Genomic DNA, 23980 nt, shown 5'->3' on the forward strand with positions numbered 1-23980 from the left:
CTGCCGGTTTTATCCTGGAAGCCGGCTAGATGTTCAGACTATCGTTATCCATGCTGCGGCGCGACTGGCGCGCGGGCGAGCTGCGCTTCCTGCTGGCGGCGCTGATGCTGTCGGTGGCGGCGCTGTCGTCGGTGAACTTCTTCACCGCGCGCATGGGCGCCGGCATCGCGCGCAACGCCAACCAGGTGCTGGCCGCCGACCTGGTGCTGGCGTCCGATCAGCCCCTGCCCGCCGACCTGCGCACCGAGGCGCGGCGGCGCGGCCTGCGCAGCGCCGACACGGTCGCGATGCTGAACATGGCCGTCGCCGGCGGGGGCGGGCAGGGCGTGTCGATGCTGGTCGCGCTCAAGAGCGTGAGCGACTCCTATCCTTTGCGCGGCCACATGAAGCTGCGCCGCGAGGGCCAGCCGGACGCCGTGGCCGCGTCCATCCCAGCGCCCGGAACCGTGTGGGTGGATCCGGCCTTGGCGGCTGCGCTGAACCTGCGCACCGGTTCCACGCTGCGCATCGGCGAGCGCAATCTGACGGTGGCCGGCATGATCGCCTCCGAGCCCGACGCCGCCGCTTCTTTCCTCACGCTGGCGCCGCGCGCGATGATCAACAGCGCCGACCTGATGTCCACCAATCTGCTGCAACAGCATGCCATCGCCACGCACCGCCTGCTGGTGGCCGGCGAACCGGCGCAGGTGGCGGCGTTTGAACAATGGGTCAAGGCGCGCGTCGCCGCAACGCCCAGGCAGGGCATCGAAATCAGCACGCTCGCCTCGGCGGGCAAGGAGAGCCAGTCCATGCAGGACCAGGTGCGGCAGTTCCTGTCGCTGGTCGGGCTGTTGTCCGCGCTCCTGGCCGGGATCGCGGTGGCGATGGCCGCGCGCCGCTACGTGCAGCGCCACCTCGACGCCTGCGCCGTGCTGCGCTGCCTGGGTCAGACGCAATCGCAGCAGATCCGCATGTACCTGCTGGAGTTCCTGATGCTGGGCGTGGCCGGCAGCGTCATCGGCGTGCTGCTGGGATTCGGCTGCCACTTCGTGCTGCTCGAATGGCTGGGCAAGCTGGTGGACGCCGACCTGCCGCCACCCGGTTGGCAGCCGGCGCTGCAAGGCCTGGTGGCGGGATTGGCGCTGCTGCTGGGCTTTGCGCTGCCGCCGCTGCTCCAGATGCGCAACGTGTCGCAGGTGCGCCTGCTGCGCCGCGAGCAGGAAGCGCCGCAGGCGCGCACCATCGCCAGCTACGCGCTGGGCGCCGGCGTTTTCACCGCGCTGCTGGTGTGGCAGACCGCCGACGTCATGCTCGGCCTGATCGCGGCCGCCGCGTTCGCGCTGTGCGGACTGGTGTTCGGCCTGGCGGCGTGGCTGGGCGTGGGCGCGCTGCGGCCGATGCGCGGCCTGTTCAACCATCCGGCCTGGCGCTTCGCCGTCACCGACATGCGCCGCCGCCCGGCGGCCAGCGTGACGCAGATCGTCGCGCTGGCGCTGGGCCTGACCGCCTTGCTGCTGCTGACGGTGGTGCGCGGCGACCTGCTGTCGGCATGGCGCCAGGCCACGCCGGACGGCGCGCCGAACCACTACATCATCAACATCGAGCCGGACCAGCGGCAGGCGCTGGAGGCGCGCCTGAAGCGCTACGGCCAGCCGCGCATGCATGTGCTGAGCCGTGGACGGCTGGTCGGCATCAACGGCAAGCCGGCCAAGTCGGACGATCCGCGCGCCAGGGAGATGGTCGAGCGCGAAATGGAGATCGAGCAGGCCGATACGCTGCAAGCGCCCAACACCATCACCGCCGGCCGCTGGTACGACGGCGTTGCGGCCGAAGTATCGGTCGACCAGGGCATCGCCGAAATCCTCGGCATCAAGCTGGGCGACCGCCTGAGCTTCGACGTGGCCGGCGAGACGCTGGACGTCAAGGCCACCAGCCTGCGCAAGGTGGACTGGCGCGCGCACCAGGTGGGCGCCGCCTTCGAAGTGGCGCCCGGCCTGATGACCGCCATGCCGGCCACGCTGGCGACCACCGTGTACGTGCCTGCGGACGACCAGCGCTTCTCGTACCTGCTGGCGCACGACTATCCGAACGTGAGTGTGCTCGACATCAGCGCCTTCATCCAGCGCATGCAGGACACGCTGGCTCAGGTCAGCGCGGCGGTGGAATTTCTGTTCGCGTTCACGCTGATGTCCGGATTGCTGGTAGTGTACGCTGCGATGGCGGGATCGCTGGACGCGCGCAAGCGCCAAGCCGCGCTGCTGCGCGCGCTGGGCGCTACGCGCCGGCAGCTGTCGCAGGCGCAGTGGATAGAGCATCTGCTGACCGGCGCCCTGGCGGGCTTGCTGGCGGCAGGCGGCGCGACGGCGGCCAGCTGGGCGCTGGCGCGCTTCAGCTTTCACCTGGCGTGGCAATGGTCGCCGTGGTTGTGGACCGCCGGCCTGCTGGCAGGCGCGTTGTGCGCGCTGGCCGGTGGTTGGGCGGGCTTGCGCAACGTGTTGAATCAACCGCCCTTACTCAGTCTTCGGGAAAATTAGGAGTAGCAATGACCAATATGAATCTCGCGGCCAGCCTGCTGCGGCCGGCGATAGCGGTAAAAAACCTCGGCAAGCGCGTGAGCGACGCCACCGGCGAACTCACCATCCTGCACGACATCGACCTGACGGTGCAGGCCGGGGAGACGCTGGCCATCGTCGGCGCGTCCGGCTCGGGCAAGTCCACGCTGCTGGGCATACTGGCGGGCCTGGACCTGCCGACCAGCGGCACGGTGGAACTGGAGAACACCGACATCTTCCAGCTCACCGAGGACGGCCGCGCCGTGTTCCGCCAGCAGAACGTGGGCTTCGTGTTCCAGTCGTTCCAGCTGCTGCCGCACCTGACCGCGCTGGAAAACGTCATGCTGCCGCTGGAGCTGCGCGGCGAGGCGCACGCGAGCGAGAAGGCGAAGGCCATGCTGGAGCGGGTGGGCCTGTCGGCCCGCTTGCGCCACTATCCGAAGTACATGTCCGGCGGCGAGCAGCAGCGGGTGGCGCTGGCGCGGGCCTTCGTCTGCGAGCCGCCGCTGCTGCTGGCCGACGAGCCGACCGGCGCGCTGGACGCGGCCACCGGCGCCGCCGTGATCGAATTGATGTTCGCGCTGAACCGCGAACGCGGCTCGACGCTGGTGCTGGTCACGCACGATTTGTCGATCGCCGCGCGTTGCGGCAGAACCGTCACCATGAACGCCGGCCGCCTGAGTGCCGCCGCCTGAGAGAGGAACGAATGCGATTGCCACAGCTGATGTTGATCCCGGTGCTGGCGCTGGCCGGCGCCGCCGCGCACGCCGACGGCCTGGCCGATTTGAAGGCGGCATTGGAGCACCTGCAGGAGCCGGTGCCGTTGAAGGCCACGCTGGACTCGAACGTCTGGCGCCGCAACGGCGAGGGCAAGGACGCCGACGAAACCAGCGGCCAGGCCGCGGTCGGCATCGAGGACGGCCAGCGCGGCATGCAGCTCAGTTATAGCCGCGACATGCTGGCCAGGCTCGATGCGGAGGCGACGGCGGTCGCCCGCAATCCCAACGCCAGGACGCCGACCTTGAACGCCGCCCGCGAATTCAGCCCGACCGATTTGCGGCCCATGATCTCGGCCGCCAGCAGCCTGGCGCAGATGCTGGAGAAGACCAGCTTCCTGACCGAGAAGGCCGACGTCTACCAGGGCAAGCCTGCGCGCATGCTGACCTTCGCGCAGGGCATCGACGTGCTGGCCGACCGGGATCGCAAGTATGTGAAGGAATTCGATGGACGGCTGCACGTGTGGATAGCCGCCGACGGCACGCCGCTGGCCAGCCGCATCACGCAGAGCATGCATGGCAGGGCCTTCATCGTCATCAGCTTCGAGGCGAAGAACGAAGAGTCCAGCGTCTACGCGCTGGCGGGCAACCGCCTGGTGTCGATTCGTAAGGAGAGCCGCAACACCGCATCGGGCGCCGGCGAGAAGAGCGAGTTCAAGATCGTGAAGACCCTGCAGCTCCAATAAAAAAAGGGTCAAGTCCCGGACTTGACCCCTTGGCCTGCAAGCTTACAATCAGGCGAAGTTGGCTGCTGCGAAGTCCCAGTTGGCCAGCTTGAAGAAGGTCTCTACATACTTAGGACGCGCGTTGCGGTAGTCGATGTAGTAGGCGTGTTCCCACAGGTCGCACGTGATCAGCGCCTTGGCGTCGGTGGTCAGCGGGGTGGCGGCGTTGGAGGTGTTGACGATGTCCAGCGAACCGTCGGCTTTCTTCACCAGCCAGGTCCAGCTCGAACCGAAGTTGCCCACGCACGACTTGGTGAACTCTTCCTTGAACTTGTCGAACGAACCCCACTTGGCGTTGATCGCGTCGGCCAGCGCGCCGCTTGGTGCGCCTTTGCCGTTCGGGGTCAGGCCGTTCCAGTAGAAGGTGTGGTTCCACACCTGGGCCGAGTTGTTGAAGATGCCGCCGGACGATTTCTTGACGATCTCTTCCAGGGACAGGTTCTCGAACTCGGTGCCCTTGATCAGGTTGTTCAGGTTGGTGACATACGTTTGATGGTGCTTGCCGTAGTGGTATTCCAGCGTCTCTTGCGAGATGTGCGGCGCCAGGGCGTCGATGGCGTATGGCAGTGGTGGCAGGGTATGTTCCATTGTTCTTCCTTGTGTTGGTTTGACGATGTGAAAAAATCGAGGTGATTCTTGCCGAAACGTCCGTCATTGTAAAGCGGTTGCGCCATCGGTGCAGAAAAGGCCAGATTTCCGTGTGGCTATCTCGATCAGCGCACGCGGCGGGTGGTTTCGCGCACGATCAGCTCCAAAGGCGGCACTTCGCCGCGCGCTTCCTCGCCGTTGATGATGCGCAGCAGCGCCTGGGTGGCGATGCGGCCGATGTCATACAAGGGCTGGCGTATAGTCGTTAGTGGCGGCGTGGTATAGGACGAGCCGGGCAAATCGTCGAAGCCGACCAGCGAGATGTCGTCCGGCACGCGGATGCCCTTGCGGTACAGCGCCAGCCGCGCGCCATACGCGCTCAGGTCGTTGGCCGCGAACACGGCGGTGAATTGCTGGTGGGTGTCGAACAGCCGGTTCATCGCCAGCATGCCGCTGGCCTCGTGGTAGTTGCCCTCGACGATCAGGTCCGGGTCCAGCTCGATGTGCGCCTCGCGCAGCGCGCGCGTGTAGCCGGCCAGGCGCTCGGTGGCGTCGATGTTGTTGGCCGGGCCGGAGATGAAGGCGATCCGGCGGTGGCCCAGCTCGATCAGGTGGTGCACCGCCATGCAGGCGCCCGACTCGTTGTCCAGCTTGAAGCCCAGCGCGCTGCGGGTCTGCAGCGCGCGGCCGGTCGAGACGATGGGGCGCTGGCTGGAAAAGCCCAGCACGGCCTGGTCCGACATGCGGCCCGACAGCAGGATGATGCCGTCCACCTTGCGCGCCAGCAGCAGACGCATGCGGTCGGCCTCCTCCTCGGCGTTCCAGTGGCCGCTGACGATCACCGAGGCGTAGCCGGTGCCTTTCAAGCCGTCGTCCACGCCGCGCAGCGTTTCGTCGAAGAAGGGGGAGGAGATGTCCTGCACCACGATGCCGATGGTCATCGAGCGGCCTTTTTTCAGGCCCTGCGCCATCTGGTTGGGCGCGAACTTCATCTTGTCGATGGCGGCCAGCACGGCCAGGCGCTTGTCGTCGGACACCTTGGCGGTGCCGTTGAGGATGCGCGACACGGTGCTGGGGGACACGCCCGCCTGGCGTGCTACGTCCATCAGGGTTGATGGGCCGGAGGAGTGGGGGACGTCTGCCAAGGCAATTCCTGTTGTGATCGTTATTCTGTGAAAACCTTTTCGCCGAAGATTACCATAAAATTCATGCGCTCCCGGGCAAATCCACCCCGGATGCCGCATTGACTTTCATCCGGATACGGGTTTAAATGAAAAAGGCGTTTGAAATCGTTTTCATAAGCGATGTGACATATAATCGAGCCGCCGGCAAACTACAAGAAACCAGGAAGAGACATGCAACGCGAATCGTTTTCGCACCCCGCAAACGGCCCGCGCCTGCTGGCCGACATCGGCGGCACCAGCGCCAGCTTCGGGCTGGAGACGGCCCCCAACCGGATCGAGGCGATTTGGATCACCGACTGCGCCGCCTATCCCACGCTGGGCGCGGCGCTGGTGGCCTATCTGTCGCAGCCGGCCACGGTGGCGGCGGGCGGCTACCAGGCGCGCTTCGCCGGCATCGCCATCGCCAACCCCATCGACGGCGACTGGGTGACGATGACCAACCACCACTGGTCGTTCTCGATCGAGGCGGTGTGCTCGCAATTCAGTTTGAAATCGCTGGTGGTGGTGAACGACTTCACCGCGCTGGCCAGCGCCTTGCCCTACCTGGCGCCGGACCACAAGCGCCAGATCGGCGGCGGCGTCGCGCGCGCCGGCGCCACCATCGGCCTGGTGGGCGCGGACGCGGGGCTGGGCGTGTCGGCCCTGGTGCCGGCCGGCGAGCGCTGGATCGCCATCGACAGCGAGGGCGGCCACAGCACCTTCGCGCCGATGAACGAGCGCGAGATTGACATCCTGCGCTACGCGCGCCGCTACCACGAGCATGTGTCGAGCGAGCGGCTGGTGTCGGGCATCGGCATCGCGCTGGTGTACCGCGCGCTGGCCGAGCGCGCGCGCATCGAGCCGCAGGACCTGAACACCGCGCAGATCATGGAGCGCGGCCTGCACCGCCTGTGCCCCGTGTGCGAGGAGACGCTGGACGCCTTCTGCGACATGCTCGGCACCGTGGCCGGCAACGTCGCGCTGACCCTGGGCGCCAAGGGCGGCATCTACATCGGCGGGCGCATCGTGCCGCAGATGAGCGAGTTCTTCGAGCGCTCCGGCTTCCGTGCGCGCTTCGAGCACAAGGGGCGCTTCTCCGATTACCTGGCGCACATCCCCACCTTCGTCATCACCGAACAATATCCCACGCTGATCGGCATGTCGGCCATGCTGTCGGCCGGCTGATCACAGCGCCATCTGCGGTTCCAGCGGCAGGCATAGCTCGCAATCCTGCGCCTCCACGCAGGCGTCCAGGCGATTCGATTCGTAGCGCTCGAAGCAGGGGCGGGCGGCCGCCTTGTAGCGCCCATACAGCACGCCGTCGCGCAGCAGGCGGTGCCACGCATCCTTGCTCAACACGCGCGGACCGATGAAGCGCAGCACCGCGTGCGCGCCGCCGGCGATGGTCTTGATCGGCATGCCGGCCGGCGCCACGAAATCCCCCGGCACCTCCACGCAGACATCGTAGCGGCACCTCTCCGGCGCCGTGATGTCGGGATCGTCCAGCCCCATGCCGAAGCGCGGCGACGGCGGCAGGTTGTGCTGGCGGCACCAGGCGTCGAGCTGCGACCACTGCGCCGCGCTGTCCTCGTCGTAGGGGCCGAAGTGGCGTGTGTAGGCCACGCGCGCGGTCGGCAGCCGGACGATGCGCACCGGCCCGTTCTGGCCGGCCACCGGGCCCTGGCTGCTGGCGGCCGCCATGCCGCGCTGCCGGTCGCGCCAGCGCGACGGCGACAGGCCGAAGTGCTGGCGGAAGGCGCGGGCGAAACCGTCGGCGGTGTCGAAGCCGCAGTTCTGCGCGATCGCGGCCACCGAGTCGGACGAGTACAGCAGCTGCGAGGCGCCGGTCTCCAGCCGGCGCCGGCGCACGTAGGCGTGCGGCGCCTCGGCGCTCCATTGCTGGAAGCGGCGCAAAAAATGGTAGCGCGACAGATGCGCCTGCGCGGCCAGGCAGTCGAGGTTGAGGTTCTGGCCCAGATGCCCGTCGATATAGTCCAGCACCTGGTTGAGCCGGTGCTCCAGCGGACGGGATGTCGGGGATGGCATGTGCATGGTACTTGCTCCGTGCTGCTGGTTATAAAACGGGAAATGCTGTTAATATAAAAAGACAAGTGAAACGTTTCCATCATAGTCATCTCTTTTCAGCAATACCAGCACCGTTACATGTGCTGTGGTTGAAAAGACACTCCGAAGGCTGCGCAACTTTGAACGGGTGGAGGGCTGGCAATCTGACTATGCTTTATCTGTGTGCAATGTTGTTTTTGGTATCGCACACGGGAGATCTCTTAAAAATAACTATGGAGACTAAGCAATGACAGCAATCAGACTATTGAAACTCTCGCTCGCGGCCGCCGTCACGCTGGCCTACAGCGTACCCGGCATGGCCGCGTCGAGCTGCGAGCGTTACGCCTCGTATCCGGTGCTGGGCGAGACCTACACCGTCATCACCAACTACTGGAACGACAAGGCCACCGGTTCCCAGTGCATCAACGTCAACCAGGACACCGGCGAATGGAGTTTGAGCTCCGCGCCGTCCTCGCCCGACAGCACGCCGGCCGCCTATCCGGCCATCTACAAGGGCTGCCACTGGGGCTCGTGCACCAAGGACAGCGGCCTGCCGCTGCAGCAGAAGGCGCTGACCTACGCGCCGACCCGCTGGCGCACCACGCCCGGCGCGGCCGGCGGCTGGGACGTGGCCTACGACATCTGGTTCAACAGCACGAGGGAGGCGCCGGCCAGCGGCCAGCCGGACGGCGCCGAGATCATGATCTGGATTAACCACAACGGCACGCCGCAGCCGGCCGGCAGCAAGACCGGCAACGTCAACCTCAACGGCATGAACTGGGATGTGTGGACCGCCTGGAACACGCCGAACGGCTGGCCGCGCTGGAACATCGTGTCCTATGTCGCCACCTCGCCGGTGAACGAGGTCAACTTCGACCTGGTGCCGTTCTTCCGCGACTCGGTCGCCCGCAAGGCGGTCGACAGCAACTGGTGGCTGCTGGACGTGGAGGCCGGCACCGAGATCTGGCGCAACGGCGCCGGCTTCGGCAGCAGCAACTTCGACGTGCAGTTCCACACCGACCCGGTCGCCGGCATCGACCCGAGCAAGTGGTACAGCGTGGTCAACAAGAACAGCGGCTCCTGCGTCGACGACGCCGAATACGGGACCAGCAACGGCGCCGTGGTCCAGCAATGGGCCTGCGACAGCCGCGGCGCCGCCAACCAGCAATGGCAGTTCACGCCCACCGACAGCGGCAACTACCGCGTGAGCAGCCGGCAGGCGCCGGCGCTGGCGTGGGACGTGGCCGGCTGGGGCACGGCCAACGGCTCGGCGGTCCAGCTGTGGACCTACGGCGGCGGCAGCAACCAGCAATGGCAGGCGGTGGACCAGGGCGACGGCCATTACAAGTTCGTCGGCCGGGCCAGCGGCAAGTGCCTCGACGTGCCGGGCGCCTCCACCTCGAACGGCGCGCGCTTGCAGGTATGGGACTGTAACGGCACGCCGGCGCAATCGTTCAAGTTGATCGAGCAGTAAGCAGGAAGCAGTAAAAGTTCATCGCTTCGCCCGCCGCGAAGTTGCCGGCCTCGATATGGGGGCCGGCTTTTTTACAATAAAAAACAGGAGACCTATTTTGCACGCGATGACGAAGAAAACAATAATGAGCCTGGCAATAGCCAGCGCCTTCAATCTGGCCGTCCAACACGCCTACGCCGCACCGGCCGACGCCGCCGACGCCGCACCCAAGGTGGTCGGCACCGATGTCGACAAGGACGGCATCCCCGAGGTGAAGGTGACGGCGACCCGCTACTCCACCTCGCTGCTGAAGACCCCGCTGGCGGTGACCGCCTTCACGCAGGACAAGCTGACGCGCCAGGGCATCACCACCCTCAAGGGCATCTCCGGCGAGCTGCCCAACGTGCAGATGACCGAGGCCAACGACTCGGCGGTGCAGATCACCATCCGCGGCATCAGCGCCACCAACTTCACCGAGATCGGCGACCCGTCGGCCGGCCTGCACGTGGCGGGGCTGTACTCGCCGCGTCCGCAGGGTGCGCAGGCGCTGATGTTCGACCTGGAGCAGGTCGAGGTGCTGCGCGGCCCGCAGGGCACGCTGTTCGGCCGCAACTCCACCGCCGGCAGCATCAACATCATCCCGGCCAAGCCGGAGTTCGGCAGCACCTACGGCAGCAGCTCGTACGAGATGGGCAGCCTGCACATGAAGCAGCTCAACATGATCCAGAACATCGCCGTCAACGACTGGCTGGCCCTGCGCGCGACGTTCATGAAGGTCAAGAAGGACAGCCGCCTGAACCAGCTGCAGGACTTCACCGGCTACACCGACAAGGGCTTCGCCTCGGTCTTCCCGCCCGGCACGCCGCTGGTGGACCAGCGCTACAACACCAAGGTGGACGCGGCGCACGCCTACAACAACCAGGACGAGTGGGCCGGCCGCTTGGCCGCGCGCATGAAGTTCGGCCGCGATGTCGAGTGGCTGCTGACGGGCGAGAAGTTCCAGAACAACGGCGCCGGCTACGTCAACGTGCGCGACTGCGACCAGGGCGCCGGCACCCGCTACGCCTGCACGCGCGGCCAGTGGGACGTGCTGATCAACGTGCCGGGCCAGACCGACATGACGATCAACACCGTGCGCTCGCAGGCCACGTGGAACGTCAACGCCAACACCACGTTGGACTACGGCTTCGCCTGGGCCGACCAGCAGCGCAGCCAGGTGCACGACGACGACAACGGCTTCCACCCGCTGCCGTTCCAGGTCGAGGTCAGCCTGCCGCTGCAATCGGGCGGCAACTGGGGCACGTGGCCGGTCAAGGACAACGCCACCCGCACCCACGATTCGCGCTACAAGTCCACCGTCAACGAGCTGCAGCTGAAACAGAATTTCGGCGCCGTCAAATACGTCGCCGGCCTGTTCTGGATGCACGAGAAAAACCAGATCAACTTCTCGCAGGAGACGCTGGTCTATGGCCCGTACGGCGCGCCGATCTCGCAGTACTACGCGCAGCCGGACCGCGAGATCGACGCCAAGGCCGCCTTCGCGCAGGCCGACTGGACCTTCGCGCCGACCTGGACCGGCACGGTCGGCGGCCGCTTCAGCCGCGACAGCAAGTCCGACAAGGGCGGCCTGAATTACGGCGGCGACAGCTGGGGCGGCAACTACCCGAACGCCTACTACCTCGGCCTGTACAATCCCGGCCAGCCTGGCTCGCCGGGCTGGCGTCCGCATAACGGCAACGACCTGACCACGGCGATGGGCCCGAACAACGGCCCGCAAGCCTTGCTCGGCTTCGGCGCGCCGACCCCGAACGACCACGCCGACAGCTGGCGCAAGTTCACCTGGCGCTTGGGCTTGAACAAGCAGATCAATGCGCAGGAGATGGCGTACGGCTCGGTCTCGACCGGCTACAAGTCCGGCGGCTTCGGCGACAAGCACGACCTGTGCGGCGGCATGCAGTGCGTGAACGGCCCATCGCCGAATATCTCGTACACGCCGTACGGCCCGGAGACCGTCATCAACTTCGAGTTGGGCTACAAGGCCAAGCTGCTGGAGAACCGCCTGGGCCTGTCCGTGGTGGCCTTCTTCCAGCGCTACAAGGACATGCAGATCACCGGCGACAACTTCTTCGCGCAGGTCATACCGAAGAGCCCTTGCACCTCCGATCCGGCGTGCGACATCCAGCATGGCTGGCAGACCGTCAACGTGGCCAAGGTCAACATCCCCGGCCTGGAAATCGAGTGGGACTACAAGCCGTGGGCGGGCGCCAAGATCGGCGGCTTCGCCAGCTACATCAAGCCGACCATCCACGACTATGATTCCTACAACGACGGCTACCTGTGCAACGAGCGCATCGAGTTCAACTCGGTGTCGAAGTGCCCCGAGGTGTACAGCGGACCGGAAGCGCGCCTGCGCGGCCGCCGCGCGCGCAACCTCGAAGGGAACACGCTGCCGAACGCGCCGAAATACACCTTCGGCCTGAACATGTCGCAGGACTTCCCGCTCGACAGCGGCTACAAGCTGACCGCGTGGGGTGGCATGCGCTACCAGAGCAAGATCTACTTCGACCTGCTCAACTTCGATGATCCGCACATCGGCCTGTCGCAGAAGGGTTATGCCAAGGGTGATGTCTCGCTCAAGCTGGCCAGCCCGGATGACAAGTGGTACGTGGAAGGCTACGTGCGCAACGTGACCGACACCTGGGCCAAAACCTGGGGCGGCGCGGCGACCGGCGGCCAGATGCAGGCCGGCTACATCGAACCGCGCACCGTGGGCGGACGACTGGGCATCAACTACTAACGCAACCGCAGCACCGCAGGCGGCGGTTCGCCGCCGCCTGTTTTTACAGAAGGAGATATCTTGAATTCAGAATTGAATCTGCGCCCGTTGGCCATCGCGCTGGCCGCCGCCCTGACGGCGATCGCGTCCACCGTGGTGGTGCTGGCCACCTCGCTGCCGGCCTACGCGGCCGAAGCGGCCGTCACCGAACGTCCGTGGATGGACGTCAAACTCGACGCCGACCGCCGCGCGACACTGGCGCTGCAGGCCATGACGCAGCGGGAGAAATTGGACTGGGTGATGGGCTGGTTCGGCTCCGACTTCCGCGACAAGAAACGCAATCCCGCCGCGCTGCCTTTCTCGGCGGGCTATATTCCAGGCACGCCGCGCCTCGGCCTGCCGGCCTTGTTCGAAACCGACGCCGGTTTGGGCGTCGCCTCGCAGGCCACCAAGACGCCGCGCGAGCGCACCTCGCTGCCATCCGGCCTGGCCACCGCCGCCACCTGGGACCGCAAGCTGGCCTACAACGGCGGCGCGATGATAGGCGCCGAGGCGCGGGCCTCCGGCTTCAACGTGATGCTGGCCGGCGGCGTGAACCTGCTGCGCGAGCCGCGCAACGGGCGCAATTTCGAATACGCAGGTGAAGACCCGCTGCTGGCCGCCACCATGGTGGCGCAGCAGATCAAGGGCATCCAATCGAATCACGTGATCGCAACGATGAAGCACTTCGCCGTCAACGACCAGGAGACGGGCCGCTTCATCCTCGACGCCCGCATCGGCGACGCCGCCAACCGCATGTCCGACCTGCTGGCCTTCCAGATGGTGCTGGAGCAGTCCGACCCCGGCTCCGTCATGTGCGCTTACAACCGCCTGAACGGCGCCTACGCCTGCGAGAGCGACTACCTGCTCAACCAGGTGCTGAAGAAGGACTGGGGCTACAAGGGCTACGTCATGTCCGACTGGGGCGCGGTGCACAGCACCGTGGCCGCCGCCAACAACGGCCTCGATCAGGAATCGGCCTGGGAGTTCGACAAGAGCGCATACTTCGGTGTCGCGCTGGAGGAGGCGGTCGCCAACGGCCATGTGCCGCAGGCGCGCCTGGACAATATGGTGTTCCGCATCCTGCACGCCATGTTCGACAAGGGCGTGGTCGATCATCCGGTGGCCGAGGGCGGGGCGATCGACTTCGCCGCGCACGGTGTGGTCAGCCGCACCGACGCCGAGGATGGCATGGTCCTGCTGAAGAACGCCGGCGGCGTGCTGCCGTTGAAGGCCGGCGCGAAGAAGATCGTCGTCATCGGCGCGCACGCGGACGTGGGCGTGCTGGCCGGCGGCGGATCGTCGCTGGTGTATCCGGTGGGTGGCAGCGCCGTCACAGGCGTCGGCCCGGCCACCTGGCCTGGGCCAGTGGTCTATCATCCGTCGTCGCCGTTGAAGGCGATCCAGGCGCGCGCGCCGGGCGCCAGCGTGGTCTATCACGACGGCGTGGATGCCGCGGCAGCAGCCCGCGCGGCGGCCGATGCCGATGTGGTGCTGGTGTTCGCGCAGCAGTGGGTAGGCGAATCGGTGGACGCTGTCTCGCTGTCGCTGCCGGACAATCAGGATGCGCTGATCGCCGCCGTGGCCAAGGCCAATCCGAAGACGGTGGTGGTGCTGGAGACCGGCGGCCCCGTGCTGATGCCTTGGCTGGGGCAGACCGCCGCCGTGGTGCAGGCGTGGTATGCCGGCACGAGTGGCGGCGAGGCCATCGCCCGCGTGCTGTTCGGCGAGGTCAATCCGTCGGGCCGGCTGCCTGCGACCTTCCCGGTGTCGGCAAGCCAGCTGCCACGGCCGGTGCTCGACGGCGATCCGAAGGACGAGAGCAAACGCTTCGACGTCAATTACCATGAAGGCGCGGCGGTCGGCTACAAGTGGTTCGACCTGAAAGGCTTGAAGCCGCTGTTCCCGTTCGGTCACGGCCTGTCGTACACGCAGTTCGCATACTCCGGCCTGGCCGCCAGCCAGAAGGACGGCAAGCTGCAGTTGCGCTTCAAGGTGACCAACACCGGTACGGTGAAGGGCAAGGACGTGCCGCAGCTGTATGTGGCGCCGCAGGGTGCGAAGTGGGAAGCGCCCAAGCGCCTGGCCGGCTGGGACAAGGTGGAACTGGCGCCGGGCGAAAGCCGCGAAGTCAGCGTGACCGTCGACTCGCGCCTGCTGGCGATGTACGACAGCGGCAGCAAGAGCTGGCGCATCGCCAAGGGCAGCTACAAGGTGCAGCTGGCGCGCAGCGCGGCGGATGCGGATGCGGCCAGCGTCAATGTCGCACTGGAGGCGCGCACGTTCAAGCCTTGAACGTGCCGGCGGGCTGACGGCCCGCTATTCGCGCATCAATCGCGCCAGCGCCTTATCGATGTCGATCGCATAGAACGCGGAACGGAATTGATATGGCGCCTGGCACGGAACCACCAGCTTGCCGCCGTCCTTCAGACCGAACGATACTTCGTGGCGCGTCTCACAGGCGCTGGCCATGGCCGGGCCGGTGGCGGCGTCGCCGAACACCGGATGGCCTTCGATGCTGGTCGCGTAGCTGTCCTGGTGGATGGACTTGCAGACCTTCATGCCGTCCAGGATGATGCCCTGCGGCGTTTCGGTGGTGCCGCTGCGGCCCGCGCAATCGTCGACCATCAGCTTGACCACGGCGCGCAGTACCATCCGGTCGCGCAGCGCCTGGCTTGGTGGACGCAATGTCGCCAGCCCGGTCTTGGGCAGCACGTCGTTCCACTGCTGTTCCATGGTGGCGCCGGACGACAGCAGCGCCGGCAGCACCTGCGCCTTGCAGTTGGCCGTGTCGCCGCATTCCAGCGCCTGCGGGAAGTCCGGCACCCGGCCCTGGCGCAGCTGGTGATAGAAGCTGTCGAAGCGCGACAGCGCGCTGCCCGCGCCCTGGCGCGCCGCCAGGCTGTAGACATAGGCCGGCAGTCCGCACAGGTATTCAAGCCGCTGGCTGCCGATCTGGCGGGGCGTCAGCGCGCGCCAGCTTTTACCTTCGGTGTACAGCATGCATTCGGCCAGCGCCTTGTCCAGTTGCGCCGCCGCCTCCGGGCGAGTGAGCCAACCCTGCTGCACCGACGTGAGCCAGCGCAGGAACTCGGCGCCGCCTTCGTTGACCAGACGGGCGTCGGGATAGACGTCGACCGCGTCGCGCAGTTGGAAACGGTGGCTGAATTCGTGCGAGACCAGCAGCGTCAACTTGGCGTTTTCTTCCGGTCCCGGAGCCTGCGGCCAATTGAACAACGCCAGGCGCAGGATGTTGCCGGCATCGCCGCCGACATTCGGGCCCCCTGACTCGGTGGCGGCGATGGCCGCGATCACGGGACGGTTGACGACCGCCAGCGGCAGCTGCTTGCCTAGGTAGGCGATCGTGCCATCCGCCACTTCGCGGATCTGCGCGACCGTCGCCGCCGACAGGCGCGGATCGAAGTAATCCAGCGAGGCGTTGGCCTGCGGCGCCAGCATCAGCATGGCGGGCGTGTCGCCGCCGGTGGCCGCAGGGGCGGTTGCGACGTCGCGGTAACGGCGGCCGTCCATGACGATGTCCGCCGCGTGGTAGCGGTAGGTCACGGGTCCGCAGCTGTCCGCCAGCGCGTAGTTGGAGCTGTGGACGTACATGCCGCCGGGCGCGGGGAAGGAACCGGGATAGCCGCTGATCTTCTGCATCGTCGCCGGCACGCGGAAGCGCGCGGTGCAGGCGCCGGCGCTTTTCAGCTGGTCGCCTTCGGGAAGCGCGCAGTCGTTCTGCTTCTGCCACGCGGCGCGGATCTCCTGGCCGCCGCGTTCATCCTTGAGGAAGGCGAGGGCGGTGCAATGCTCGGGCAGCGCGAAGCTCACTTCCAGCGCGTCGGCGGAGACCAGTTTGATGTCGACATCCACCGTTGCGGCATGGGCGCCGAGTGGCAGCAGCGCCGCGCACATCAGGTGAAACCAGCTAAACGATTTTTTCATATCCGCGCGAGCATCGTAATAGGGTGCAAAAAATATCATAAATACAACCACGCCACAAGCATCCCGGATTTACAATCGAGCCATGAGGATCACATCGCCGATTATTCTTGCCGCATTGCTGCTGGCGGGTTGCGCCGCCGGGTCCCAGCGCGGCCCTACCGTCGACATCGAAATGCAGCGCTTGATGGCGGCCGCCAAGGTGCCGGGACTTGCGCTGGCGGTCATCGACCATGGGCAGGTGGTGTCCCGCCACGCCTATGGGTATGCCGACGTGGCGGCGGCGCGGCCCCTGCGCACCGACAGCATCATGTACGGCGCCTCGCTGACCAAGGCGGCATTCGCTTACATGGTGATGCAGCTGGTGGACGAGCGGGTGTTGACGCTCGATGCGCCGCTGCCCACGCTGTTGGACAAGCCGCTGCCCGACTATCCCGCCTTCGCCGATTTGCGCGACGACCCGCGCTGGCGGCTGCTGACCCCGCGCATGCTGTTGTCGCATACCAGCGGCCTGCTGAACTGGCGCTTCATCAACGAGAACCGCAAGCTCGATTTCAAGTACCCGCCGGGCAGCCGCTACGTGTATTCGGGCGAGGGTATGCAGATCCTGCAAATCGTTGTCGAGGAACGCACCGGCGTGCCGCTGGAAACGCTGATGCGGCAACGCGTGTTCGAGCGCTTCGGCATGCGCGATACCAGCATGGTGTGGCGCGACGATTTCGCCGGCCGCGAGGTTGTGCATTACGGCGGCGACGGCGCGGTCATCGCCCACAAGCGCCGCAGCAGGGCCCGCGCGGCGGGATCGATGGACACCACGCTCGACGACTACGCCAGCTTCATGGCCGGGGTGTTGCGCGGCGATGGCTTGTCGGCCGCAGCGCGCGCGGAGATGCTGTCGCCGCAGATGGCGATCGTCTCGCCGCAGCAGTTCCCGTCGCACTGGCCGGGCGAGACGGACGCGTATCGCGGCATCGGTTTGTCGGCGGGCCTGGGCTGGCCGGTGTATGAATCACCGCTCGGACCTGCGTTCTTCAAGGAGGGCAACGATGACGGCACCAACAACTTCGCGCTCGGCTTCCTGCGCCCGCAAAGCGGCGTTGTCATGTTGAGCAACAGCTCCAACGCCGACCGCATGTTCCTGCCTGCGGTGGAATACCTGTTCGGGCGGACCTGCCTGCCCTGGTTCTGGATGGGGTATATCCCGTACGACAGGCCGGAGCTGCGCGCGCCTGGAATGCGCGCGCATCCGGTGCTCAGCCCGGGGTGTGACTGACCGGCCGCACCGCTTCGACGTCCACCTGCGCGCTGCCTTCGGCCAGGCGCACATTGAGCGTGCCGCGTGGCTTCAGTTGCGCCGGCGCGCGGACGATGGCGCCTTGTTCGTCGGTGACGATGGCGTAGCCGCGTTCCAGCGTGCGCTGGGGATTCAGCAGCTCCAGCTGCGACGACAGCGCGGCCAGCGCGTCGCGCCGCTGCGTGAGCTGCGTGGAGATGGTCATCGCGGCGCGGTGCTGGAAGTCCGACAGCCTTGCGCGAGCCGCCGTCACATCCGGCTTGCGCGCGCCCAGGCGGCCGCTCAGGCGGTCCAGCTGGAAGCGCGCCTGCGACAGCGGGGCGCGGTTCGCGTGCGTCATCGCGGTGGACAGCGCCAGCAGCTTGAGGCGCTGCTGGCGGATCTGCGCACTTGGATTGAGCAGGCGCCGCGTGTAATTGTCCAGTGTCTGCGACGCTTCGCCGACGCTGCGCCGCATCGCGCGCCGCAGGTCGACCACGTCGGCGCGCAGGGACGCCATCCAGTCGGCGCGCGGCGTGACGGCCAGTTCGGCGGCGGCGGTCGGCGTGGCGGCGCGCAGGTCGGCGGCGAAGTCGCAGATCGTGAAGTCGGTCTCGTGGCCGACGCCGGAGATCACCGGCATGCGGCAGTTGGCCACGGCGTAGGCCACGTCCTCGTCGTTGAACGACCACAGGTCCTCGATGCTGCCGCCGCCACGGCAGACGATCAGCACATCGCAGTCATTGCGCAACGAGGCGGCATCGATGGCGGCGGCGATCTTCTCGCCCGCGCCCTGGCCCTGCACCGGCGTCGGATACAGCACGATGTGCACATGCGGCGCGCGCCGTTTCAGCGCGGTCAGCACGTCGCGCAGCGCCGCCGCCTGCGGGCTGGTGACGATGCCCACGGTGCGCGGGAACAGCGGCAAGGCGCGCTTGCGCTCCGGGTGGAACAGGCCGGCCGCGTCCAGCTTCTCCTTGAGCCGCTGGAAGGCCTCGAACAACGAGCCGACGCCGGCGCGGCGTATCGCCTCCACATTGATCTGGTAGTCGCCGCGCGCGCCGTACAGCGTGACCAGCGCCCGCACCTCGACCTTGTCGCCCTCGCGCGGAATGAAGCCGGCATATTGGGCGCGGCCGCGGAACATCACGGCGCGCACCTGGGCCGCGTCGTCCTTGAGGGTGAAGTACCAGTGGCCGGAACTGGCCTTGGTGAAATTGGACACCTCGCCGGAAATCCACGTGAGCGGGAAGGTCCGTTCTAACAAACGCGCAACAGCCTGGTTGAGCGCGGTCACGGTCATCACGGGGGCGGCGGCGGGGGCGGGGGCGTTGTGGTCGTCGAAGTTCATAGGTTTCAATAAAGGAAACTATCCACACTTTGCGATTTCAGTCACACAGCGGTCATAGAGCATCTAAAGCGGTAAGTATTATAGGTAGGTATATGATTTTAAAGGGTAAACATTTCTGCCGTATTTGCGTGCAACGAGGAAAAACCCTTATGGATCAAGCACTTTGGCATGGCCACCGGCAGTTACGCACAAAGTTATCCACAAAAGATGTGCGGAACTTTTGTGAGCGATAGCTATTTTCTTCTTGTTTATTTTGCCATGCCTAAAATTTACGCAAAGCAAGTATATTGAGATAAATCAAAGGCTTAGGTAGTGATGCATGGTATTACGCACACTTTTATCCACAGAAGATGTGCAAAACTCCCGACTTGCCCCCAGGCGTCGTATGGCTGTGAATGAGGGGGCTGGCGTCGTCCGCATGGTCGAGCCGCCGGGCCGGGGATAAAAAATCGCCTGCTTCATTTTTGCGCAGGGCAATAAAAACGATATAAATCAATGGCTTTGATCATGCTGTACTGCCTTGCTCACAATCTTATCCACATAAAATGTGCAGAAGTGACTGCTTTGCTGCGATAGCCGGGCATTATCGATAGCCGACTTGCGCAAGCCGGTGGAAAACCCGGTTTTAGCTATGAAAAGTGGTTAAAACAGATGCCTTGCACGGTTTTTACTCACGGCAAAAATTCCCTTATAAATCAACGATCTTTCACCATGTGGGAGGCGTTGCTCACAATCTTATCCACATTAAGTGTGCAGAAGTCCACAACCGTACCAGCCCGCCAGAAACGCAATTTTGGCCGGTTTTGCCTGCGTTATTTTTACGCATGGAAAAAATAGCCTTATAAATCAAGGGCTTTGTGGGGAGTGGGTAGCCTTGCTAACAATCTTATCCACATTTTTTGTGCAGAACTCCACATCCAGCTCCGTCGAGCCACTTTTGGTGGCTGAATGCGCCGTTTGCCAGCCATATGGGGTCATATGCCAGATTTTTACGCACGGAAATAAAATTGATTGAAATCAAGCACTTGGGGGAGGGTTGAGTGCCTTGCTCACAATCTTATCAACAGAATATGGGCATAACTGGGCACAACTTTTGCTGGGCAAAAAGTGGGCCCGAACGCTTCAGCTGCGCTATTTTTGAGCTTTGAGATTTTATTCTTTGAAATCAAAGGCTTGCGTTGTCATGCTGGTCATTGCACACACAATTGTCCACAGAAAATGTGCAGAACTCCGGCGGCGCCTGGGCGGGAGCGTTCCGCCTGTCATCCGCCACTTGCCGTGGACGGCCCAACAAGATACATTGCGCCTTCGGGTGTTTATCTAGACAGGAGTCCCTTTTGCTCGCCATATTACAAGCCGCCGGTTGGCCTATCTGGTTGTTGTTGGTCGCATCGATCGTCGCGACCGCGCTGATCATCGAACGCTTGCTCTATCTGCGCCGCAGCAAGATCCTGCCGAAAAAGCTGCTCGATGAAGTGGTGCAGGTCTACCGCGGCGGCAATATCACGCCGGACGTCATCGACAAGCTGGAAAAAAGTTCGCCGCTGGGCGTGGTGCTGTCGGCCGCGCTGCGCAACATCGATTCGCCGCGCGAGGTGATGAAGGAATCCATCGAGGAGGCCGGCAGCGGTGTGGCGCATACGCTGGAGCGCTTCCTGACCACGCTGGGCACCATCGCGACGCTGGCGCCGCTGATGGGCTTGTTCGGCACGGTGGTCGGCATGATCGAGATTTTCGGCGCGCAGAACGCGACCGGTTCCAATCCGGCGCAGCTGGCGCACGGTATCTCGGTGGCCTTGTACAACACCGGCTTCGGCCTGGCGATCGCGATGCCGACGCTGGTTTTCTATCGCCACTTCCGCGCGCTGGTGGACAGCTTCATCATCGAGATGGAGCAGCAGGCGGTGAAGTTTGTCGATATCGTGCACTGCAAGCGCAAGTAAGGACGCCGCATGAACTTCCGCAAAGGCCGGCATCGCGAAGACCCCGAGATCAACCTGATCCCGTTCATCGACGTGCTGCTGGTGATCCTGATCTTCCTGATGGTGACCACCACCTACAGCAAGTTCACCGAACTGCAGATCACGCTGCCGACCGCCGACGCGCAGAAGGCGGCCGACAAGCCGTTCGAGCTGGACGTGACGGTGGACGCCAAGGGCAACTACACGATCAACGGCGAGCCGGTGTCGTTCCATGACGTGGCCGGCTTCGCGCAGGCCATGAAGGCCGCCGCCGACAAGGGCGGCGCGGCCGGCAAGTCGCCGGTGGTGATCGTCAACGCCGACCAGTTCGCGATGCACCAGATGGTCATCAATGTGATGGAGGCGGCGCGCATCGCCGGCTATGAAAAGCTGACTTTCGCCGCGCAGACCAGCACCGCGAAATAAGTGTCCACCTCTCCCACCAAATCGTCGGCGCTGGAAGCCACGCTGACGCGCAACTGGCTGCGGCGCGGCCCGCTTGCTTGCGCCTTGTGGCCGGTATCGCTGCTGTTCCGCGCGCTCAGCGGCCTGCGGGCTGCCTTGTTTCGTGTCGGCGTGCTGAAGTCCTCGCGGCTGCCGGTGCCGGTGGTGGTGGTGGGGAATATCTACATCGGCGGCACCGGCAAGACGCCGCTGACCATCTGGCTGGTGCAAGCGCTGCAGGCGGCCGGCATGACGCCGGGCGTGATCTCGCGCGGCCACGGCGGCGACGGCGGCAGTGTGCGCGAAGTCAGCGCCGCATCCACGCCGGCGCAGGTCGGCGACGAGCCGCTGTTGATCAAGCAGCGCACCGGCTGCCCGGTGATGGTGGGCCGCGACCGCGCCGCCACCGGCCGCGCGCTGCTGGCCGCCCATCCCGGGGTGGACATCCTGCTGACCGACGATGGCCTGCAGCACTACGCCCTGCAGCGCGACGTGGAGATCATCCTGTTCGACGGGCGCGGCGCCGGCAATGGCTGGCTGCTGCCGGCCGGCCCGCTGCGCGAGCCGGTATCGCGCTGGCGCGACTTCACCGTCGTCAACACGCCGGTGCTGACCGACGAGCTGGCGCGCCCGTCGGCGCGCGGCCGGCGCGGCGCCCATCCAGATGACGCGGGCCGGCGCGCACGCCGAGCAACTGCGCGACCGCGGCCAGCGCCGCACGTTCGCCGAGCTGGCCGAAGCGAGCAACCGCGCCGGCCTGCGCGTGGCCGCCGCCGCCGGCATCGGCAATCCGGCGCGCTTCTTCGGCATGCTGAAGGCCGCCGGCCTGCGCATCACGGAACTGCCTTTGCCCGACCATCACGACTTCCAGGACCGCCCGTTTGACGCGCTCGACGCCGACCTGATCTTGATGACAGAGAAGGATGCAGTAAAATGTGCGCAAATTGAAGAACTCAGAGACGACCCGCGACTATGGGTCGTCCCGGTGACGGCGCACCTCGACGGCGCGCTGGCCGACCAAATTGTGGAGAAATGTCGTGGACGCTCGATTGCTTGATATCCTGGTATGCCCGGTCTGCAAAGGCCCCCTGGAGTACGATAAAAAGAATCAGGAAATGATTTGCAAGGGCGACCGCCTGGCCTTCCCGATCCGCGACGGCATCCCCATCATGTGGGCCGACGAGGCGCGCACCCTGCAGGATAAGGCGGACTAGGCGGTGTCCTTCATCGTCATCATCCCGGCCCGCCTGGCCTCGACCCGGCTGCCGAACAAGCCGCTGGCCGACCTGGGCGGCAAGCCCATGGTGGTGCGCGTGGCCGAGCGCGCGCAACTGGCCGGCGCGGCCCGCATCATCGTCGCCACCGACCACGAGGACATCCGCGCCGCCTGCGCACAGCACGGCGTGGAAGTGTGCATGACCCGCGCCGACCATCCGTCCGGCACCGACCGCATCGCCGAGGTGGCGCGCGCGTTGAACCTGCCGGCGGATGCAGTGGTCGTCAACCTGCAGGGCGACGAGCCGCTGATCGACCCGGCCTTGCTGCAGGCGGCCGCCGCGCGCATCGGCGCCGACGTCCCCATGTCCACCTGCGCCCACCCGCTGCACGACGCCGCCGACGCTTTCAACCCGAACGTGGTCAAGGTGGTGCTGGACAAGGCCGGCAGGGCGCTTTATTTTTCGCGCGCGACCATACCCTGGAACCGCGACGCTTTTGCGCAGTCTAAATCCACGCTGCCGGACGGTTACGTGCCGCTCCGCCACATCGGACTGTACGCCTACCGCAACGACTTCCTGCAAGCCTATCCGGCGCTGGAGGTGTCGCCGCTGGAATCGATCGAAGCACTGGAACAGTTGCGCGTGCTGTGGCACGGCTATCCCATCGCGGTCCACGTGACCGATTCGGCCCCTGCGGCCGGGGTGGACACGCCGGAAGACCTGGCCCGCGTCCGGCAGTTCTATTGATTTGTATCAAACAACACGTCAGCCAGCAGTCAGTAACAACTGATATAACGAAGACAACGGTGCGATATTCATACGGAATATCTCTCCGCACCCCGGTTTCGCCAGCTAAGAACGGTTCAAACCGTCACAAATTGGCGTTGAGACGAAGTTTTGTGGTAAGTTTCGTACGATCCAATACCAACTAACCCACATCCATATCTGTTTTAGGAATTTTTCATGCGTCTTATTCTTTTAGGAGCACCAGGAGCCGGCAAAGGCACCCAGGCTAATTTCATCAAGGAAAAATATAACATTCCGCAAATCTCGACCGGCGACATGCTGCGCGCCGCGATCAAGGCGGGTACGGAAATGGGCATGGCCGCCAAGAAGGTGATGGATGCGGGTGGTTTGGTATCGGATGACATCATCATCGGCCTGGTCAAGGACCGTCTGGCCGAGCCGGACTGCGCCAACGGCTACCTGTTCGATGGCTTCCCGCGCACCATCGCGCAGGCGGACGCGATGAAGGACAGCGGCGTGGTGGTCGACTACGTGCTGGAAATCGACGTGCCGGACGACTCGATCATCGAGCGCATGGACGGCCGCCGCAGCCATCCGGCCTCGGGCCGCGTGTACCACGTCAAGTTCAACCCGCCCAAGGTCGAAGGCAAGGACGACGTCACCGGCGAGCCGCTGGTGCAGCGCGACGACGACAAGGCCGAAACCGTCAAGAAGCGCCTGGACGTCTACCATAACCAGACCGAAGTGCTGCTCAGCTACTACAACAACTGGGCGCAGTCGGGCCAGCCAGGCGCGCCGAAGTACCGCCGCATCGCCGGCGTCGGTCCGGTAGAGCAAATTCGTGACAGCGCGTTTGCCGCGCTGGCGGAATAAGCGTTAAAGTAGAGCGGACCGTGTGTCCGCTTTTTTTTGCGCTCGCAAATCGGCTGG

General features: G+C 65.2%; 18 protein-coding genes and 1 pseudogene. 14 read left to right on the forward strand and 5 right to left on the reverse strand.

Annotated elements, in window-relative coordinates:
• Positions 1–29: 29 nt before the first annotated feature.
• Genes HUX88_RS21715 through HUX88_RS21725 form a run of 3 tightly spaced genes read left to right on the forward strand, consistent with a single transcriptional unit; the run spans position 30 to position 3993 of the window.
• On the forward strand, positions 30–2513 hold the full coding sequence (locus HUX88_RS21715) for an ABC transporter permease (RefSeq protein ID WP_176363090.1): 2484 nt from the start codon (positions 30–32) through the stop codon (positions 2511–2513).
• Positions 2514–2521: 8 nt separating this feature from the next.
• Positions 2522–3226 carry an ABC transporter ATP-binding protein gene (locus HUX88_RS21720; RefSeq protein ID WP_117014713.1) on the forward strand — a complete coding sequence of 235 codons (705 nt, stop codon included), beginning with the start codon at positions 2522–2524 and terminating at the stop codon, positions 3224–3226.
• A gap of 11 nt (positions 3227–3237) precedes the next feature.
• A complete protein-coding gene (locus HUX88_RS21725) occupies positions 3238–3993 on the forward strand; it encodes a hypothetical protein (protein WP_229219450.1) in 756 nt (251 codons plus the stop codon).
• Positions 3994–4041: 48 nt separating this feature from the next.
• Here the strand turns inward: HUX88_RS21725 and sodB are convergent, their stop codons facing one another.
• The gene (sodB, locus tag HUX88_RS21730; protein WP_117014711.1) at positions 4042–4620 is read right to left on the reverse strand and encodes a superoxide dismutase [Fe]; all 579 of its coding nucleotides are present in this window, start codon (positions 4618–4620) and stop codon (positions 4042–4044) included.
• 125 nt (positions 4621–4745) lie between these two features.
• Positions 4746–5726: a LacI family DNA-binding transcriptional regulator gene (locus HUX88_RS21735; RefSeq protein WP_176363119.1), complete on the reverse strand. Its 981-nt coding sequence runs from the start codon at positions 5724–5726 to the stop codon at positions 4746–4748.
• Between the two features lie 249 nt (positions 5727–5975).
• On the opposite strand from HUX88_RS21735, the gene HUX88_RS21740 reads away from it, so the two are divergent.
• The gene (locus HUX88_RS21740) at positions 5976–6968 is read left to right on the forward strand and encodes a glucokinase (protein ID WP_176363091.1); all 993 of its coding nucleotides are present in this window, start codon (positions 5976–5978) and stop codon (positions 6966–6968) included.
• Here HUX88_RS21740 and HUX88_RS21745 read toward each other — a convergent pair whose 3' ends face one another.
• Positions 6969–7835 carry a GyrI-like domain-containing protein gene (locus HUX88_RS21745; protein ID WP_117014709.1) on the reverse strand — a complete coding sequence of 289 codons (867 nt, stop codon included), beginning with the start codon at positions 7833–7835 and terminating at the stop codon, positions 6969–6971. It abuts the gene before it with no gap.
• Positions 7836–8112: 277 nt separating this feature from the next.
• On the opposite strand from HUX88_RS21745, the gene HUX88_RS21750 reads away from it, so the two are divergent.
• The 3 genes from HUX88_RS21750 (at position 8113) to HUX88_RS21760 (ending at position 14410) form a co-directional block, all read left to right on the forward strand.
• Entirely contained in the window at positions 8113–9321 is a 1209-nt protein-coding gene (locus tag HUX88_RS21750) for an RICIN domain-containing protein (protein ID WP_229219451.1), read from the forward strand.
• A 124-nt stretch (positions 9322–9445) separates the two neighbouring features.
• On the forward strand, positions 9446–12097 hold the full coding sequence (locus HUX88_RS21755) for a TonB-dependent receptor (RefSeq protein ID WP_176363093.1): 2652 nt from the start codon (positions 9446–9448) through the stop codon (positions 12095–12097).
• 198 nt (positions 12098–12295) lie between these two features.
• Positions 12296–14410, forward strand: coding sequence for a beta-glucosidase (locus tag HUX88_RS21760; RefSeq protein ID WP_229219461.1), 2115 nt, complete (start codon positions 12296–12298; stop codon positions 14408–14410).
• A gap of 24 nt (positions 14411–14434) precedes the next feature.
• Here HUX88_RS21760 and HUX88_RS21765 read toward each other — a convergent pair whose 3' ends face one another.
• Entirely contained in the window at positions 14435–16060 is a 1626-nt protein-coding gene (locus HUX88_RS21765) for a hypothetical protein (protein WP_176363094.1), read from the reverse strand.
• Positions 16061–16142: 82 nt separating this feature from the next.
• On the opposite strand from HUX88_RS21765, the gene HUX88_RS21770 reads away from it, so the two are divergent.
• Positions 16143–17330, forward strand: coding sequence for a serine hydrolase (locus HUX88_RS21770; protein ID WP_176363095.1), 1188 nt, complete (start codon positions 16143–16145; stop codon positions 17328–17330).
• On the opposite strand, the gene xseA is transcribed toward HUX88_RS21770, so the two are convergent.
• Positions 17311–18681, reverse strand: a complete 1371-nt coding sequence (gene xseA, locus HUX88_RS21775) for an exodeoxyribonuclease VII large subunit (RefSeq protein WP_176363096.1) — start codon at positions 18679–18681, stop codon at positions 17311–17313. The genes HUX88_RS21770 and xseA overlap by 20 nt on opposite strands.
• A 1337-nt stretch (positions 18682–20018) precedes the next feature.
• On the opposite strand from xseA, the gene HUX88_RS21780 reads away from it, so the two are divergent.
• The 6 genes and pseudogenes from HUX88_RS21780 (at position 20019) to adk (ending at position 23923) form a co-directional block, all read left to right on the forward strand.
• A complete protein-coding gene (locus HUX88_RS21780; RefSeq protein WP_161098924.1) occupies positions 20019–20624 on the forward strand; it encodes a MotA/TolQ/ExbB proton channel family protein in 606 nt (201 codons plus the stop codon).
• 9 nt (positions 20625–20633) lie between these two features.
• Complete coding sequence (locus tag HUX88_RS21785; RefSeq protein WP_117014702.1) at positions 20634–21068, forward strand: biopolymer transporter ExbD; 435 nt, start codon at positions 20634–20636, stop codon at positions 21066–21068.
• A pseudogene (lpxK, locus tag HUX88_RS21790) lies at positions 21069–22143 on the forward strand (tetraacyldisaccharide 4'-kinase).
• Complete coding sequence (locus HUX88_RS21795) at positions 22124–22300, forward strand: Trm112 family protein (protein WP_161097198.1); 177 nt, start codon at positions 22124–22126, stop codon at positions 22298–22300. Before lpxK ends, HUX88_RS21795 begins: the two are co-directional and overlap by 20 nt.
• 3 nt (positions 22301–22303) lie before the next feature.
• Positions 22304–23050 (forward strand): 3-deoxy-manno-octulosonate cytidylyltransferase, encoded by a 747-nt coding sequence (gene kdsB / locus HUX88_RS21800; RefSeq protein WP_176363097.1) that lies wholly within the window; start codon positions 22304–22306, stop codon positions 23048–23050.
• Between the two features lie 216 nt (positions 23051–23266).
• On the forward strand, positions 23267–23923 hold the full coding sequence (adk, locus tag HUX88_RS21805) for an adenylate kinase (RefSeq protein ID WP_117014698.1): 657 nt from the start codon (positions 23267–23269) through the stop codon (positions 23921–23923).
• Positions 23924–23980 lie beyond the last annotated feature (57 nt).

Origin of the sequence: Duganella sp. BJB1802, assembly GCF_013369445.1 — a bacterium.
Lineage (GTDB): Bacteria > Pseudomonadota > Gammaproteobacteria > Burkholderiales > Burkholderiaceae_D > Rugamonas > Rugamonas vulcania_A.